Source organism: Actinotalea sp. JY-7885, assembly GCF_014525465.1.
GTDB lineage: Bacteria > Actinomycetota > Actinomycetes > Actinomycetales > Cellulomonadaceae > Actinotalea.
In genome coordinates, this window is the sequence record NZ_JACEXH010000090.1 from 1 (window position 1) to 13,426 (window position 13,426).

The 13,426-nt window shown below is 74.9% G+C and carries 19 protein-coding genes and 3 tRNA genes; 7 read left to right on the forward strand and 15 right to left on the reverse strand.

What is annotated here, in order from left to right; translation table 11 throughout:
- Nucleotides 1–96: 96 nt before the first annotated feature.
- A complete protein-coding gene (locus tag IDM29_RS09780; RefSeq protein WP_182113473.1) occupies nt 97–372 on the forward strand; it encodes a hypothetical protein in 276 nt (91 codons plus the stop codon).
- A gap of 5 nt (nt 373–377) precedes the next feature.
- On the forward strand, nt 378–1,016 hold the full coding sequence (gene orn / locus IDM29_RS09785) for an oligoribonuclease (protein WP_182113472.1): 639 nt from the start codon (nt 378–380) through the stop codon (nt 1,014–1,016).
- A gap of 17 nt (nt 1,017–1,033) precedes the next feature.
- Here orn and IDM29_RS09790 read toward each other — a convergent pair whose 3' ends face one another.
- The 3 genes from IDM29_RS09790 to IDM29_RS09800 form a co-directional block, all read right to left on the reverse strand.
- Nucleotides 1,034–1,504: a hypothetical protein gene (locus IDM29_RS09790; protein WP_182113471.1), complete on the reverse strand. Its 471-nt coding sequence runs from the start codon at nt 1,502–1,504 to the stop codon at nt 1,034–1,036.
- A 70-nt stretch (nt 1,505–1,574) separates the two neighbouring features.
- Nucleotides 1,575–1,650 (reverse strand) — tRNA-His (locus IDM29_RS09795).
- A 42-nt stretch (nt 1,651–1,692) separates the two neighbouring features.
- Complete coding sequence (locus IDM29_RS09800) at nt 1,693–2,634, reverse strand: hypothetical protein (RefSeq protein ID WP_309232710.1); 942 nt, start codon at nt 2,632–2,634, stop codon at nt 1,693–1,695.
- A 143-nt stretch (nt 2,635–2,777) separates the two neighbouring features.
- Here IDM29_RS09800 and IDM29_RS09805 point away from each other — a divergent pair, with 143 nt between their 5' ends.
- Nucleotides 2,778–3,134: an STAS domain-containing protein gene (locus tag IDM29_RS09805; protein WP_182113469.1), complete on the forward strand. Its 357-nt coding sequence runs from the start codon at nt 2,778–2,780 to the stop codon at nt 3,132–3,134.
- A 100-nt stretch (nt 3,135–3,234) separates the two neighbouring features.
- On the opposite strand, the gene IDM29_RS09810 is transcribed toward IDM29_RS09805, so the two are convergent.
- The 3 genes from IDM29_RS09810 to IDM29_RS09820 all read right to left on the reverse strand — a co-directional run bounded on the left by IDM29_RS09810 (nt 3,235) and on the right by IDM29_RS09820 (nt 4,115).
- Nucleotides 3,235–3,310, reverse strand: a tRNA-Lys gene (locus IDM29_RS09810).
- Between the two features lie 100 nt (nt 3,311–3,410).
- Complete coding sequence (locus IDM29_RS09815; RefSeq protein WP_182113468.1) at nt 3,411–3,716, reverse strand: hypothetical protein; 306 nt, start codon at nt 3,714–3,716, stop codon at nt 3,411–3,413.
- Between the two features lie 102 nt (nt 3,717–3,818).
- Nucleotides 3,819–4,115: a co-chaperone GroES gene (locus IDM29_RS09820; RefSeq protein ID WP_220458043.1), complete on the reverse strand. Its 297-nt coding sequence runs from the start codon at nt 4,113–4,115 to the stop codon at nt 3,819–3,821.
- A 118-nt stretch (nt 4,116–4,233) separates the two neighbouring features.
- Between IDM29_RS09820 and IDM29_RS09825 the strand changes: the two genes are divergently transcribed.
- Together IDM29_RS09825 and IDM29_RS09830 are read left to right on the forward strand one after the other, a co-directional pair.
- Entirely contained in the window at nt 4,234–4,701 is a 468-nt protein-coding gene (locus IDM29_RS09825) for a peroxiredoxin (protein WP_182113466.1), read from the forward strand.
- An 18-nt stretch (nt 4,702–4,719) separates the two neighbouring features.
- Nucleotides 4,720–4,801, forward strand: a tRNA-Leu gene (locus IDM29_RS09830).
- A 10-nt stretch (nt 4,802–4,811) separates the two neighbouring features.
- Here IDM29_RS09830 and IDM29_RS09835 read toward each other — a convergent pair.
- A complete protein-coding gene (locus tag IDM29_RS09835; protein ID WP_182113465.1) occupies nt 4,812–5,006 on the reverse strand; it encodes a hypothetical protein in 195 nt (64 codons plus the stop codon).
- Between the two features lie 100 nt (nt 5,007–5,106).
- Nucleotides 5,107–5,502, reverse strand: a complete 396-nt coding sequence (trxA, locus tag IDM29_RS09840) for a thioredoxin (protein ID WP_182113464.1) — start codon at nt 5,500–5,502, stop codon at nt 5,107–5,109.
- Between the two features lie 122 nt (nt 5,503–5,624).
- Between trxA and IDM29_RS09845 the strand changes: the two genes are divergently transcribed.
- Entirely contained in the window at nt 5,625–6,179 is a 555-nt protein-coding gene (locus tag IDM29_RS09845; protein WP_182113463.1) for an NUDIX hydrolase family protein, read from the forward strand.
- 6 nt (nt 6,180–6,185) lie between these two features.
- On the opposite strand, the gene IDM29_RS09850 is transcribed toward IDM29_RS09845, so the two are convergent.
- The 7 genes from IDM29_RS09850 to clpS are packed head-to-tail and all read right to left on the reverse strand — an operon-like array spanning nt 6,186 to nt 11,902.
- Nucleotides 6,186–7,853 (reverse strand): ATP-binding cassette domain-containing protein, encoded by a 1,668-nt coding sequence (locus IDM29_RS09850; protein WP_188037473.1) that lies wholly within the window; start codon nt 7,851–7,853, stop codon nt 6,186–6,188.
- Nucleotides 7,854–7,891: 38 nt separating this feature from the next.
- Nucleotides 7,892–8,539, reverse strand: coding sequence for an RdgB/HAM1 family non-canonical purine NTP pyrophosphatase (gene rdgB, locus IDM29_RS09855; protein ID WP_188037469.1), 648 nt, complete (start codon nt 8,537–8,539; stop codon nt 7,892–7,894).
- On the reverse strand, nt 8,536–9,294 hold the full coding sequence (rph, locus tag IDM29_RS09860; RefSeq protein WP_188037470.1) for a ribonuclease PH: 759 nt from the start codon (nt 9,292–9,294) through the stop codon (nt 8,536–8,538). The genes rdgB and rph overlap by 4 nt, the downstream gene beginning before the upstream one ends.
- 39 nt (nt 9,295–9,333) lie before the next feature.
- Nucleotides 9,334–10,149 carry an MBL fold metallo-hydrolase gene (locus IDM29_RS09865; protein ID WP_188037471.1) on the reverse strand — a complete coding sequence of 272 codons (816 nt, stop codon included), beginning with the start codon at nt 10,147–10,149 and terminating at the stop codon, nt 9,334–9,336.
- Between the two features lie 7 nt (nt 10,150–10,156).
- Nucleotides 10,157–10,975, reverse strand: coding sequence for a glutamate racemase (gene murI, locus IDM29_RS09870; RefSeq protein ID WP_182113459.1), 819 nt, complete (start codon nt 10,973–10,975; stop codon nt 10,157–10,159).
- 10 nt (nt 10,976–10,985) lie between these two features.
- Nucleotides 10,986–11,609 (reverse strand): DUF2017 family protein, encoded by a 624-nt coding sequence (locus IDM29_RS09875; protein ID WP_182113458.1) that lies wholly within the window; start codon nt 11,607–11,609, stop codon nt 10,986–10,988.
- Nucleotides 11,606–11,902, reverse strand: a complete 297-nt coding sequence (gene clpS / locus IDM29_RS09880) for an ATP-dependent Clp protease adapter ClpS (protein WP_182114072.1) — start codon at nt 11,900–11,902, stop codon at nt 11,606–11,608. The genes IDM29_RS09875 and clpS overlap by 4 nt, the downstream gene beginning before the upstream one ends.
- A 247-nt stretch (nt 11,903–12,149) precedes the next feature.
- Between clpS and IDM29_RS09885 the strand changes: the two genes are divergently transcribed.
- Nucleotides 12,150–13,426 (forward strand): nicotinate phosphoribosyltransferase (locus IDM29_RS09885; RefSeq protein WP_255500113.1); only part of this gene is annotated, 1,277 nt, incomplete at its 3' end.

Here is a 13,426-nt window from a genome sequence, read left to right on the forward strand (position 1 = left end):
CCGCGCTCGCCTGACGGCGGGTGCGGGGCGCCCGCACGTCCCGCTCTGCCACGATGACCGCATGGCCGCGTCGTCCACCGCTCGCGAGGCCGGCTGATGGGCCGCCACGCCTCGGCGCCGGCCCGCCACGACGGGACCGGCCCCGAGCCCGCTCCGAGCCGCCGCCTCCTGCACCGCCTCGCCCTCACCGTGGTGGTCGCCGCGACGACCACGCTCGTGCTGGCGTGGGGCGGCACCCCGTGGCTCCGCGCCCTCCTGCTCGGCGCCGGCGCCGGCGTCGTCGTCGCGGTCGGCGCGCTGCTGGCGGCCTCGATCCCCGCACCGGCGCCCGGCCCCGAGCCCCGCCGGGACGACGACGAGCCCGTACAGTGACGCGCGTGAGTCCTGCCGCACCGAACGACCGCATCGTCTGGATCGACTGCGAGATGACGGGCCTCGACCTGCAGCGCGACGCGCTCGTCGAGGTCGCCGCCGTCGTGACCGACTCCGAGCTCAACGTGCTCGGCGAGGGGGTCGACGTCGTCATCGCGCCGCCCGCCGAGGCGCTCGAGCAGATGGAGCCCTTCGTGCGCCAGATGCACACGACCTCGGCACTGCTCGAGGCCCTGCCCGGCGGCGTGACGATCGCCGAGGCGCAGGAGCAGGTCCTGGCCTACCTGCGCCAGTGGGTCCCCGAGCCCGGCAAGGCACCGCTCGCGGGCAACTCCGTCGGCACGGACAAGGCCTTCCTCGACCGGGACATGCCGGAGCTGGTCGGCCACCTGCACTACCGGATCATCGACGTCTCCTCGATCAAGGAGCTTGCGCGGCGCTGGTACCCGCGCATCTACTTCGCCTCGCCCGAGAAGAACGGCGGGCACCGCGCCCTGGCGGACATCCTCGAGAGCATCGACGAGCTGCGGTACTACCGGGCCGCGATGCTCGTGCCGCAGCCCGGCCCCGACTCCGCGACCGCGAAGCAGATCGCGGCCGAGATCTCCGCCACCAGCGTTCGTCAGGGCCACGACGCCCGCTGAGCCGGACGGCCGCACGCTCAGCGGTCGACGAGGTGCGGCAGGCCGTTCATCAGGGCGACCGTCGCCGTGGCGACGTACGCCAGCGCGCCGCAGAAGTACCCGGCGGCCCGGATCTTCTCGTTGAGCGGCGGACGGGTGAGCTCGCTCGCCCCGCGCAGGAACATGCCACCGGCTCCCAGGAGCACGACCATGGCGATACCGACGACCAGGCGCACCCGGTCGTCCGCGATGAGCCGTTGGACGCCCGCGATGACGACGGCCAGAACCGCCGCGACCAGCGCGAAGTACACGACCCTGCCCATGACCCGCTCGACGAACCGGAGCCAGGCGGGCGTGGGCACGCGCTCGGCGGCGCGCGCGGCGGCTTCCTCCGCGCGCTCGACGACATCCTCCGCGCGCTCGACCGCGCCCTCGATGCGCCCGACGACGCCCTCGGCGCGCTCACGCGCCGGCTCGGCACTGCGGGCCCGCGGAGTCTCGTCCGGCATGGTCCGACGCTAAACCCGCCACGCGCCAACCACGAGTGGTCACCGGACCGCCCACGGGGCGGCGGTGAGATGGGGTGGCTAACGGGACTTGAACCCGCGACCCCCTGGACCACAACCAGGTGCTCTACCGACTGAGCTATAGCCACCACGACCCCGGACCGCCGTAGCGGTCGGGACCGGCCGAAAGTCTATACGGTCGCGGCGGGTGCTCCGAGCGCACGCCCCAGGACCGCGTCGGCGAACCGGTCGGTCGCCCCCGCGCCGAGGCGCGTGAACAGCGACGGCTCGACCATCTCGAGCTCCATGAGCACCGGCTGACCGTCGTCCCCGCTCACGAGGTCCACGCGCGCGTAGAGGAACGGCTCGTCCGGCAGCGCGCTGCCGTCGGCGGTCAGCAGCTCCCGGGCGGTGGCGATGACCCGCTCCGCCATGGCGAGCTCGTCGGCGGACGCCTCGATGCTCGACATCCGCTCCTCCTTGTACAGGGCGGTCTCGCCGGTGTCGGGTCCGCTGAGCATCGCGCCCTTGTGGACGCTGTGGGAGTACTGCCCGTCGATGAAGATGTGCGCCCGCTCGCCCACCGTGTCGACGCTGGTGAGGTAGCGCTGGACCATCACGGTGCGGTCGGCGGCGAGCAGGCGGCGCGCGTGCCCGATCGCCAGGCCCCGGGACCCCGCGTCGATCGCGGTGTACCGGCCCGTGTCGACGGAACCGGCCGAGACGGCAGGCTTGATGACGAAGTCGCCGTTGGCGGGGAACCGCGTGTGGAGCGCGCGCGAGGACAGGTGGCGCTCCGGCTCCAGCCACATCGTCGGCACGATCGGGACGCCGGCGCGCTCCAGCTCCGCCAGGTAGTGCTTGTCGCTGTTCCAGCGCACGACGGCGGCCGGGTTGAGCAGCGTGGCCTGGGCCTCCACCCGGTCCGCCCAGGCGACGAACTCGGCGCGACGGGTCGCGTAGTCCCAGGTGGACCGGATCACGACGAGGTCGAAGCCCGACCAGTCGACCGACGCGTCGTCCCAGACCGGGGTCGCGACCTCCACACCCCGGGCCTCGAGGCCCGCGAGGAGCGGGCTCTCGTCGGCGTTGAGCGTGGGCAGCGCGGCGCAGGTGGCCAGAGCGATCTTCACGCTCTCCACTCTACGGGGCCGGGCGGGGCCGCCCGGGGGTCCCGCCGTTGCCGCGCCAGGCGTGAGAGCGCTGCCGCAGTGCCAAGCGGGCTCCGGTGCGGTTGGATTCGGTGCTAGTGGTGCTGCCGCGAGGAAGGACAGCGATGACTGCGACGCACGGAGAGGGCACAGAGCCCTCCGGGATGGCGCTGACCGAGGAGCCGGACCGTTCCGTCGTGCGCGCCTGGGGCGAGATCGACCTCTCGGTACGCCGCGGGGTCGGCGACCTGTGCCAGGCCGTCGCGGACCGCGGGCTGCCCGTCGTCGTCGACGCGCGGGACGTCACCTTCATCGACTCGACCGGCATGTCGGTCCTCGTCCGCCTCGCGCGTGACGCCGAGGTGCGCGGCTACCCCATCTCGCTCGTCGACGCGCCGTGGATGCTCCGGGAGCTGCTGGCGATCACGGGCGTCGACCAGCTCATCCCGCTCGCGGACGCACCGGGCGACGAGGAGGCGTGAGGGCGCGGACCGGGGCGCGCGCGTGACGCGCCGCGTCCCACCGTGATCCGGCCGGACACGCGAGAGGCCCCCGACCATCGGTCGGGGGCCTCTCGCGTGGTGGTGCGCCATCAGGGACTCGAACCCCGAACCCGCTGATTAAGAGTCAGCTGCTCTGCCAATTGAGCTAATGGCGCGCGGTGCACGAGGTTAGCACCGTGCCTGGGGGGACGCGAAATCGCAGGTCAGCGTCGTGAGGCACGTCACATGCCGGGCCAGGCGCACGCCTGCGCGGCGTCAGCCGGCGTCGGGCCGCGGCTCGGCGTCCGCCGCCTCCGGGACGGCGTCGGGCGAGGCGGGCGCGTCCTCCGCGTCCCACCAGGCGACCTCCGGCAGGCCCTCGTCCTCGAGGATCTCCGGGGAGGCCGGCCCGTCCGGGCTGGCGAGGTCCGCGAGCAGCGCCAGCGGCACGCCCTGCGCGAGGAGGCTCATGACCTCCTGGGAGTGCTCGGTGTCCGCGCGCTCGACGGCCTCCACGACCTCGGGCTCGGGCTCCAGACCCGTCCTGGCGTCGTCGTTGCCCACGCCGGTGTCCAGGTTCATCGCCCGACCCTCCTCTCGCTGGTGCTCAACGGACACACTGCACCACCTGCGTCGTCGCCGCGCAACGGTGCGGGCCCGAGAGCGCGCGACCGGGTGACGCGGTCACAGGTACAGGCCCGTGCCCTCACCGCTCGACTCAGGCTCCGCGACGCCGTGGATGTCGCGCTCGCGCAGCAGCAGGTACTCGACGCCGGCGAGCTCCACCTCCGACCGGTCCTCCGGGTCGAACAGCACCCGGTCGCCCCGCTGCACCTGCCGCACGTGCTCCCCCGTGGCCTCGACCCGCCCCCAGGCGAGCCGGCGCCCCACCGACGCTGTCGCCGGGATGACGATGCCCGAGGACGACAGCCGCTCCGCGGACTCCTGGTCCAGCCGCACGAGCACGCGGTCGTGGAGCATCCGCACGGGCGGACGCTCGTCGGCGCCCGGCACGGCGGGGGTGGGGCGGGCGGGTCCTGGCTGACGCGGGTCACTCACGTCGCCGACGGTACATTGGGCTGCCCACCCGAGGAGGACCATGCCCCGCCTGTCCGTCGGTGACACCGCTCCCGACTTCACCGTGCCCACCGCCGACGGCGGGAGCTTCACGCTCTCCGAGCAGCGCGGCACGCGCGTGGTCATCTTCTTCTTCCCCGCGGCGATGACGCCGGGCTGCACCACGCAGGCGTGCGACTTCCGCGACTCGCTCGGCGCCCTGCAGGCCGCCGGCTACACGGTGATCGGCATCTCGCCGGACCCGGTCCCCCGACTCGCGGCGTTCACGGAGCAGGCGGCACTGACCTACCCGCTGGGGTCCGACGCCGACCGGACGGTCCTGGACGCGTACGGCGCCTACGGCGAGCGCAAGCTCTACGGCAAGACGGTCCAGGGCGTGATCCGCACGACGGTCGTCGTCGGCCCGGACGGCACGGTGGAGCTCGCCCAGTACAACGTGCGCGCCACGGGCCACGTCGCCAAGCTCAGGCGGGACCTCGGCCTCGCCTGAGCCCTACGCTCTCCCCGAGCGCGAGTGGCGAAATCGGCAGACGCGCCAGGTTTAGGTCCTGGTGCCCACGGGCGTGCGGGTTCGACTCCCGCCTCGCGCACCCCGGTGGCTCAGGCGCACGCTCGTCGGGCGCGGAACGCCTCGGCGAACTGGCGCGCCTGGGTCCGCACGAGCCGCTCGTGGCTCGCGCGGAGCACCGCCACCCGCTGCTCGGGCGCCCCGCCGTCGCGGGCTGCGACCCACGCGTCCCGCGCCAGCCGGACATCGCGGTCGGTCACCGTCACGAACCACTCGATCTCGGGCATGGGATGACTCTGACCCGACATCGCCGGGAGCGCACCCCGGGGCACACGATCGGGCGAGTGTGGCGCTCGTCACACGATGGCCCGTGTGACGGGCCTCGCGTCAGTGCTGGTGGTCGTGCTGGTGGTCGTGCTGCTGCTGCTGCTGCTCCGCGAGCTCGGCGCGCACGGCGTCCATGTCCAGGCTCTTCACGGCCTGCACGACCTGCTCGAGCGACTGCTTGGGCAGCGCCCCGGCCTGGTTGAAGACGAGGATGCCGTCACGGAACGCCATGAGCGTCGGGATCGACACGATGTTGGCGGCCTGGGCGAGGCCCTGCTCCGCCTCGGTGTCGACCTTCGCGTGGACCACGTCGGGGTGCGCGACGGACGACTCCTCGAAGACCGGCGCGAACATGCGGCACGGCCCGCACCAGGCGGCCCAGAAGTCGACGAGCACGATGTCGTTGCTCGTCACGGTCTTCTCGAAGTCGGACTCGGTCAGCTCGACGGTCGTCATGGGGTTCCTCTCGTTGACGTCCTTGTGTCAACGCCGCGCGGGGACAGGTATTCCGGCGCCGCACCCCACCGGGAGGCGTCCGGCCGCGCCGCCCGCGCCCCACCCGCAATAGGCTTCGCGACGTGACGGAGACCGCCGACTACCCACGCGACGAACCCAGGCCGGACGGCTGGCTCAGCCCGGCCGAGCTCGACCGGGCACGCGCCCGCCTCCCCCTCGTCTACGTCGACGCCGTGCCCGTGCGGGTCGACGACAGCGGCGACGTCGTCGCGGTGGGCCTCCTCCTGCGCGTCAACAGCGCCGGGGAGATGACGCGCGCGCTCGTGTCCGGACGCGTCATGTTCCACGAGCGGGTCCGCGACGCCCTCCTGCGCCACATCGAGAAGGACCTCGGCCCCATGGCGCTGCCGCAGATCCCGGCGTCCCCGCAGCCGTTCACGGTCGCCGAGTACTTCCCGACGCCGGGCGTGACGCCGTACCACGACGCGCGCCAGCACGCCGTCTCGCTCGCGTACGTCGTCCCCGTCTCGGGCGACTGCCAGCCCCAGCAGGACGCGCTGGACCTCGCGTGGGTCACGCCGGAGGAGGCGTGCAGCGACCAGGTGCAGGGCGAGATGGCCGGCGGCCAGGGCTACCTCGTGCGCCAGGCCATGGCCTTCGTGGGCCGCCTGGCCTGACCAGGCTCAGAGCGCGAGCTCGGGCCACCCCGCGAGGTCGCGGCGCAGCGCCCGGTCGTGCGTCGCGACGACGACGGCGGCGCTCGTGGTGGTCAGCGCCTGGGTGAGCTCGTCGACCAGCGCGACCGAGAGGTGGTTGGTCGGCTCGTCCAGGAGCAGCACGTGCGGGGCCGCCAGCAACGCCGACGCGAGGGCGAACCGGCGGCGCTGGCCGACCGAGAGCTCGACGAGCGGGCGGTCGAGGTCCTCCTCGGTGAGCAGCCCGAGCGAGGCGACCGGCACGAGACGCTCCGGGTCGAGGGCTCCCGCCGCGAGCAGCCGGAGCGCGTGCGCCGCGTAGGCCTCGAACCCGGTGACCCGCGTCGGGTCCCGTCCATCGCCCGGCCCGGCGGCCGCGTCCTCACCGGCGGCCTCCTGGCCCAGCAGGCCGACCCGCACGCCCGGCGCGACGTGGCGCACGCCGCGCACCGACGGCACGGCGCCCGCCATGACCCCGAGGAGCGTCGACTTGCCGGCGCCGTTGGCACCGGTCACGAGCAGCCGACCGCACGCGGGGAGCTCGACCCGCACACCGGGCAGGTCGAGGCGGCCGGGGACGTGGACCCCGCGCACCTCGAGGAGCGGTCGCGAGCCGTCCCCGCCCGGCGGCAGCGACGGCAGGTCGGGGAACGCGAGCGAGAGCGGCGGGACGGGGACCTCGACCGCGGCGGCCTCGAGCCGCTGGACCAGGCGGTCGGCCGCCTTGACGTGGATGCGCGCGTGGGTGGCGCGGCCGTGCTTCGAGGACCCCTTCGGCGGGCGCCACTCGTCCGAGAGCCCTTCGTACGCGTCGTCGAGCCGCGCCGCGAGGGCCGCCGCCCGCTTGCGCTCCGCGGCGTAGCGGGCGCGCCAGCGGCGCAGGGCCGCCGTGCGCTGGAAGCGGTACGCCGCGTAGCTCGAGCCGCCGTAGAGCGCGGGTCGGCCGTCCACCGAGGGGTCGAGGTCGAGGATCGCCGTCATCACGTCGTCGAGCAGCTGCCTGTCGTGCGTGACGATGACGACGACGCCGGGCCAGCCCCGCAGCTGCGCCGTCAGGTGCTCGATGCCGCCGACGTCGAGGTGGTTGGTCGGCTCGTCGAGCAGCAGGATGTCCGGGCGCTGGGCGATGCGGCACGCGAGCCGCACGCGGTACCGCTCGCCGACGGAGAGCTCGGAGAGCGGCCGCGCCCGGTCGCGGGGCGCGCCGAACCGCGTCAGGGCCTCGTCCGCGCGCCGGTCGGCGTCCCAGACCGCGAGCCGCTCCGCGAGCGCGAGCGCGTGCGAGACCCTGGCGGTCGCGGCGTCGCGGACGGGTGCGTCGGCGTCCGCGGGCAGCGTGTCGAGCTCGGCGGTCGCGTCGGCGAGCTCCCGGGCCGCACCGCGCACGGTGGCCAGGGCCTCCTCGACGAGGTCGCCCACGGTGACGCCGCCCGAGACCTCGAGCTCCTGGGCGACGGTGGCGACCGACCCGACCGACCGCACCACGCCCGACGTCGGCTCGAGCTCGCGGGCGAGCACCCGCAGGAGGGTCGTCTTGCCCGTCCCGTTCTCCCCCACGAGGCCGATGCGCGAGCCGGCGGAGGCGCGGAAGGTCACCCCCTGCAGCACGGGCCGCCCGGGGTAGCCGACGGCGACGTCGCGCGCGCTCAGGTGCACGGCGCCGAGCGGCACCGCCGACGGGACGGCGAGGGCGCTCACAGCCTCGCGGCGATGGTCGGGGCGAGGGCGCGGAACGCGGTGCCGCGGTGCGAGATCGCGTTCTTCTCCTCGGGCGTCAGCTCGGCGCACGTCAGGAGGCGGCCCGCGGCGCGGGCGGGCTGCTCGTCGGGCACGAGCACCGGGTCGTAGCCGAAGCCGCCCTCGCCGCGGGGCGAGCGCGCGAGCCGTCCCCGCAGGACGCCGATCTCGACGTGCTCGAAGCCGTCCGGCGTCACGAGCGCGGCCGCGCAGGTGAAGCCGGCGCCGCGGTGCTCGTCCGGCACGTCCGCGAGCTGCGCGAGCAGCAGCGCGAGGTTCGCCGCGTCGTCGCCGTGCGCGCCCGCCCACCGCGCGGAGAAGATCCCGGGCGCACCACCGAGGACGTCCACGCACAGCCCCGAGTCGTCCGCGACGGCGGGCAGGCCGGTCGCCCTCGCCAGGGCGCGCGCCTTGAGCAGCGCGTTCGCCGCGAAGGTGACGCCGTCCTCGACCGGCGGCTCCGCGCCGACGTCGGCCGCGCCCACGACGTCGGCGGGGTCGAGGCCCGCCACGACCGGCGCGAGGATCGCGCGGAGCTCACCGACCTTGTGCGCGTTGTGGGTGGCCAGGACCAAGCGCGCCGAGCCGGCCGGACGCGCGCTCACGACCGCGCGGACCCGTCGGCGAGGGCCGCCGCCTGGAGTTTCGTCAGCTCCGCCGTGCCACCGACCGCGAGGTCGAGGAGCGCGTCGAGCTCGGCGCGGTCGAAGGGTGCGCCCTCCGCGGTGCCCTGGACCTCCACGAAGTGGCCGCTGCCGGTGACGACGACGTTCATGTCGGTCTCGGCCCGGACGTCCTCGACGTAGGGCAGGTCGAGCATCGGGACGCCGTCGATGATGCCGACGCTCACGGCGGCGACGGAGTCCGTGAGGACCTCCGCCCGGCCCGTGATGCGGCCTGTGCTGCGGCCCCACGCGACCGCGTCCGCCAGCGCGACGTAGGCGCCGGTGATGGCGGCCGTGCGCGTGCCGCCGTCGGCCTGGAGCACGTCGCAGTCCAGCACGATCGTGTTCTCGCCGAGCGCCTTGACGTCGATGACGGCGCGCAGGGACCGGCCGATGAGGCGCGAGATCTCGTGCGTGCGCCCGCCGACGCGGCCCTTGACCGACTCGCGGTCGCTGCGGGTCGACGTCGCGCGCGGCAGCATCGCGTACTCGGCGGTGACCCAGCCCTCGCCGGAGCCCTTCTTCCAGCGCGGCACGCCCTCGGTGAAGGACGCCGCGCACAGCACCCGGGTGCGCCCGAACTCGACGAGGACGCTGCCCTCGGCGGCATCGAGCCAGTGACGCGTGAACGTGACGGGGCGCAGCTGGTCGGGCAGGCGGCCGTCGGAGCGGGGGGTGGGGGCGGGCGACGTCATGCTCACGACCCTAGGCGACGTCGGCGCGGTGGTCCGACCTCACAGCCGCACGACGAGGCCCGCGTGGACGGCCCCGACGGGGCCCGCGTAGGTGCCGCGGGCCTCCGCGAGCGCGACGTCCGCGTCGTTCCAGGACGGCAGGTGGGTGAGCAGCAGGCGCCGGGCGCCCGCGTCGGTCGCGACCTGCCCGGCGCGGCGTCCGGTCAGGTGGATCCCGCTGACCGCGTCGTCCCGACCCTCGACGAACGCCGCCTCGGAGAGCAGCACGTCCGCGTCGGCGGCGAGGGCGACGACGCCCTCGCAGGCGTCCGTGTCCCCCGTGTAGGCCAGCACCACCGTGCGCGCGGGGTCGTCCTCCGCCGGGCCGCTCACGCGCACGCCGAAGGCGGGCACCGGGTGGCGGACGGCGACCGGCGTGAGCCGCAGGGGGCCGACGTCGACCGGGGTGCCGGGGACCCACTCGCGCACGTCCAGCTGGTCCTGCAGGCTCTCCCCCGGCTCGGTGCCGTACGCCTGCTCGAGCCGGCGCTCCGTGCCGACCGGCCCGTGGACGGCGAGCCGGCTGGGTTCCGGCCGCACGCCGCTGACGGGGTGGTGCCGGTCGGGGTGGTACTTGCGGTAGACGTACAGGCCGCACAGGTCGGCCATGTGGTCGGGGTGCAGGTGCGAGAGGGCGACGGCGTCGAGGTCCGACGGGTCCAGGTGGCGCTGGAGCGGTCCCAGCGCGCCGCTGCCCAGGTCGAGGAGCACGGACCACGTGCGCCCCGCGACGTCGTCGGCCTGCACGAGGTAGCACGACGCCGCCGCGTCGGGGCCGGGGAAGGAGCCGGAGCAGCCGACGACCGTGAGCCTCATCGCGCGCTCAGACGCGAAGGCTCGCGGCGGTCTCCACCGCGGCGACCTCGGGGCCCAGGAAGCGGCGGGCCAGGGTGGCGAACGAGCGGGCGTCGCCTGTGGCCACGAAGCGGTGCTCGGGTGGCCCGAGGGCGGGGTCCCGCTCGAGGCCGTGGGCGACGAGCGTGCGGTAGACGTCCTTGGCCGTCTCCTCGGCGCTGGAGACGAGCGTGACCTCGTCGCCCATGACGTAGGAGATGACGCCGGTCAGCAGCGGGTAGTGCGTGCACCCGAGGACGAGCGTGTCCACGCCCGCGTCCACGACGGGCGCGAGCGAGCGGCGTGCCACGTCCAGCACCTCGGGCCCCGACGTGCGGCCGGCCTCCACGAGCTCGACGAACTCCGGGCACGCCTGCGAGGTGAGGTGCAGCCCTGCGGCGACCGCGAAGGCGTCGTCGTAGGCGCGCGACTCGACGGTGGCGCGCGTGCCGATGACACCGACCCGGCCCGTGCGCGTGGCGGCCGCGGCCCGCCGGGCGGCGGGCAGGATGACCTCGACCACCGGGAGCCCGCGGCGCTGCGTGTACCGCTCGCGCGCGTCGCGCAGCACCGCCGCCGACGCGCTGTTGCACGCGATGACCAGCATCTTCACGCCCGCGTCGACGAGGTCGTCCATCACCTCCAGGGCGTGCGCGCGGACCGCCGCCAGCGGCTTGGGACCGTACGGGCCGTTCGCCGTGTCGCCGATGTACAGGACCGACTCGTGCGGGAGCTGGTCCAGGACCGCGCGTGCGACGGTCAGCCCGCCGACGCCGGAGTCGAAGATGCCGATGGGGGCGTCGCTCACGAGGCAGAGCCTAGTCGGGCGGTCGGACATCTCCGGGCAGGTCGTCGAGCATGAGGCCCACGAGCGACTCCTGGAGCTGGGTCAGCACCGCGTAGACGGCGGCGAGCAGGCGCCGCGGCTCCGGGTCGTGGCGCGTGGGCGCGACCGCCACCCGGTACACCTCCTCGGCGTCCTCGTCGGTGCGCACACCGAGGCGCTCGGAGATCACCAGCCGCAGGTCCGTGAGCGCGGCCGCGACGTGCGCGGCCTCGCTCGGCACCACGACCGCCTCCCCGCGGGCACCGACGAGCGCCGCGCGCAGACGGGCCAGGTTCGCCAGCTTCGTGGCCCGCACGTCGGCCTCGCTCAGGCGCCGGAACTCCGCGGCGACCTCGGCGTCGGGCGACGCGTCCGGCAGCAGCCGGCGCAACGCGGGGTCGACCGGCGCCGGCACGGGCAGCGGCTCGAGGGTCACCGCGTCCAGCGGGTGCAGCGCCGCGCGCGCGGCGTGCTGCTCGTGGGTCGCGGCGCCCCCGAGCAGCTCGACGACCTCGTCGACCACGTCCAGCAGCACGGCCCGCTCGGTGGGCGCGACGGCGACGACCCACCCGCCCTCGTCGCGGTGGAAGGTCCAGGGCGCGCGGTGGCGCGTCACCGCCCGGCCGCCTGGACGGTCGCCCACAGGCCGTAGCCGTGCATCGCCTGCGTGTCCCGCTCCATCTCCTCGCGCGTGCCCGTCGAGACCGTCGCGCGTCCCTGCTCGTGCACCTGCCGCATGAGTCGCTCGGCGCGCCCGGCCGGCATCCGGAAGTACGTGCGGAACACGTAGGTCACGTAGCTCATGAGGTTCACGGGATCGTTCCACACCACGGTCACCCACTGGTCCGGGGTGCCGACGCTCTCCTCGGCGCGGAGGTCCTCGAGCGGGAGGGTCGCCGTCCCTCCCATCGACGTGCTGTGTTGCGTCACGGTCTCACTCTACGGACGTCCGACGTCGCCTGATGGACGGCGATGGCGCGCAGGGCCCTCGGCGTCGCTCTACGGTTCTCCCATGAGTGCAGAGCCGCCCTCGGCCACCGCCGCCCCCGCCGGCCTCGCCGGGCTCGCCGGGCTCGCCGGGCTCGCCGGCATCCGGGACCCGGAACGTGTGGTCAGCACCTCGTCCGCGCTGCTCACCGACCGGTACGAGCTCACGATGGTGCAGGCGGCCCTGCGCGACGGCACGGCGGACCGGCACTGCGTCTTCGAGGTGTTCACCCGGCGCCTGCCACCCGGTCGCCGCTACGGCGTGCTCGCCGGGACCGGGCGCGTCCTCGAGCACCTCCCGTCGTTCCGCTTCGGCGACGAGGAGCTCTCGTGGCTCTCGCGCCAGTCCGTCGTCGACCGCGCGACCCTCGACTACCTCGCCGACTACCGGTTCACCGGGACCATCACGGGCTACGCCGAGGGCGAGTGCTTCTTCCCCGGCTCGCCGGTCATGGCCGTGGAGGGGACGTTCGCCGAGGCGGTGCTCCTCGAGACGCTGATCCTGTCCGTCCTCAACTACGACTCGGCCGTGGCGTCCGCGGCGTCGCGCATGACCAGCGCCGCCGTCGACCGCCCCTGCCTGGAGATGGGCTCGCGGCGCGCCCAGGAGGACGCGGCGGTCGCGGCCGCGCGGGCCGCCGTCGTGGCCGGCTTCACCGCCACGTCCAACCTCGAGGCGGGACGCCGCTACGGACTCGCGACCATCGGCACGGCCGCGCACTCCTTCACGCTCCTGCACGACGACGAGCGGTCCGCGTTCGCGTCCCAGGTCGCGGCGATGGGCCCCGACACGACCCTGCTCGTCGACACCTACGACGTCGTGCAGGGGGTGCGTCACGCGGTCGAGGTCGCGGGGCCCGGCCTCGGCGCCGTCCGGCTCGACTCGGGCGACCTGACCTTCCTCGCGCACGAGGTGCGCGCGCTGCTCGACGAGCTCGGCGCCACCGAGACCAAGATCGTGGTCAGCTCCGACCTCGACGAGCAGGCGATCGCCGCGCTGGCCGTGGCACCGGTCGACTCCTACGGCGTCGGGACCTCCGTCGTCACCGGGTCCGGGGCCCCCACGTGCGGCATGGTCTACAAGCTCGTCGCGCGCGAGGGACGCGACGGCCGGCTCGAGCCGGTCGCCAAGGCGTCGGCCCGCAAGGAGAGCAGCGGCGGGCGCAAGACCGCGGCCCGGCGCCTGGGCGAGGACAACCGCGCCGTCGAGGAGGTCGTGGTGACGGGTCCCGACCTCGCCGTCACGCAGTGGATCCCGGCGGACGGCGACCTGCGCGCGCTCCACGTCCCGCTCGTCGCGGCCGGGGCCGTGGACACGAGGTGGACGGGCAGCGCGGGCGTCGAGCACGCCGTGGAGCGGCACCGCGCCTCGCGCGCCGAGCTGCCGCGCGGGGCGCGGCGGCTGTCCGCCGGCGACCCGGCCGTGCCCACGACCACGCTGCGCCT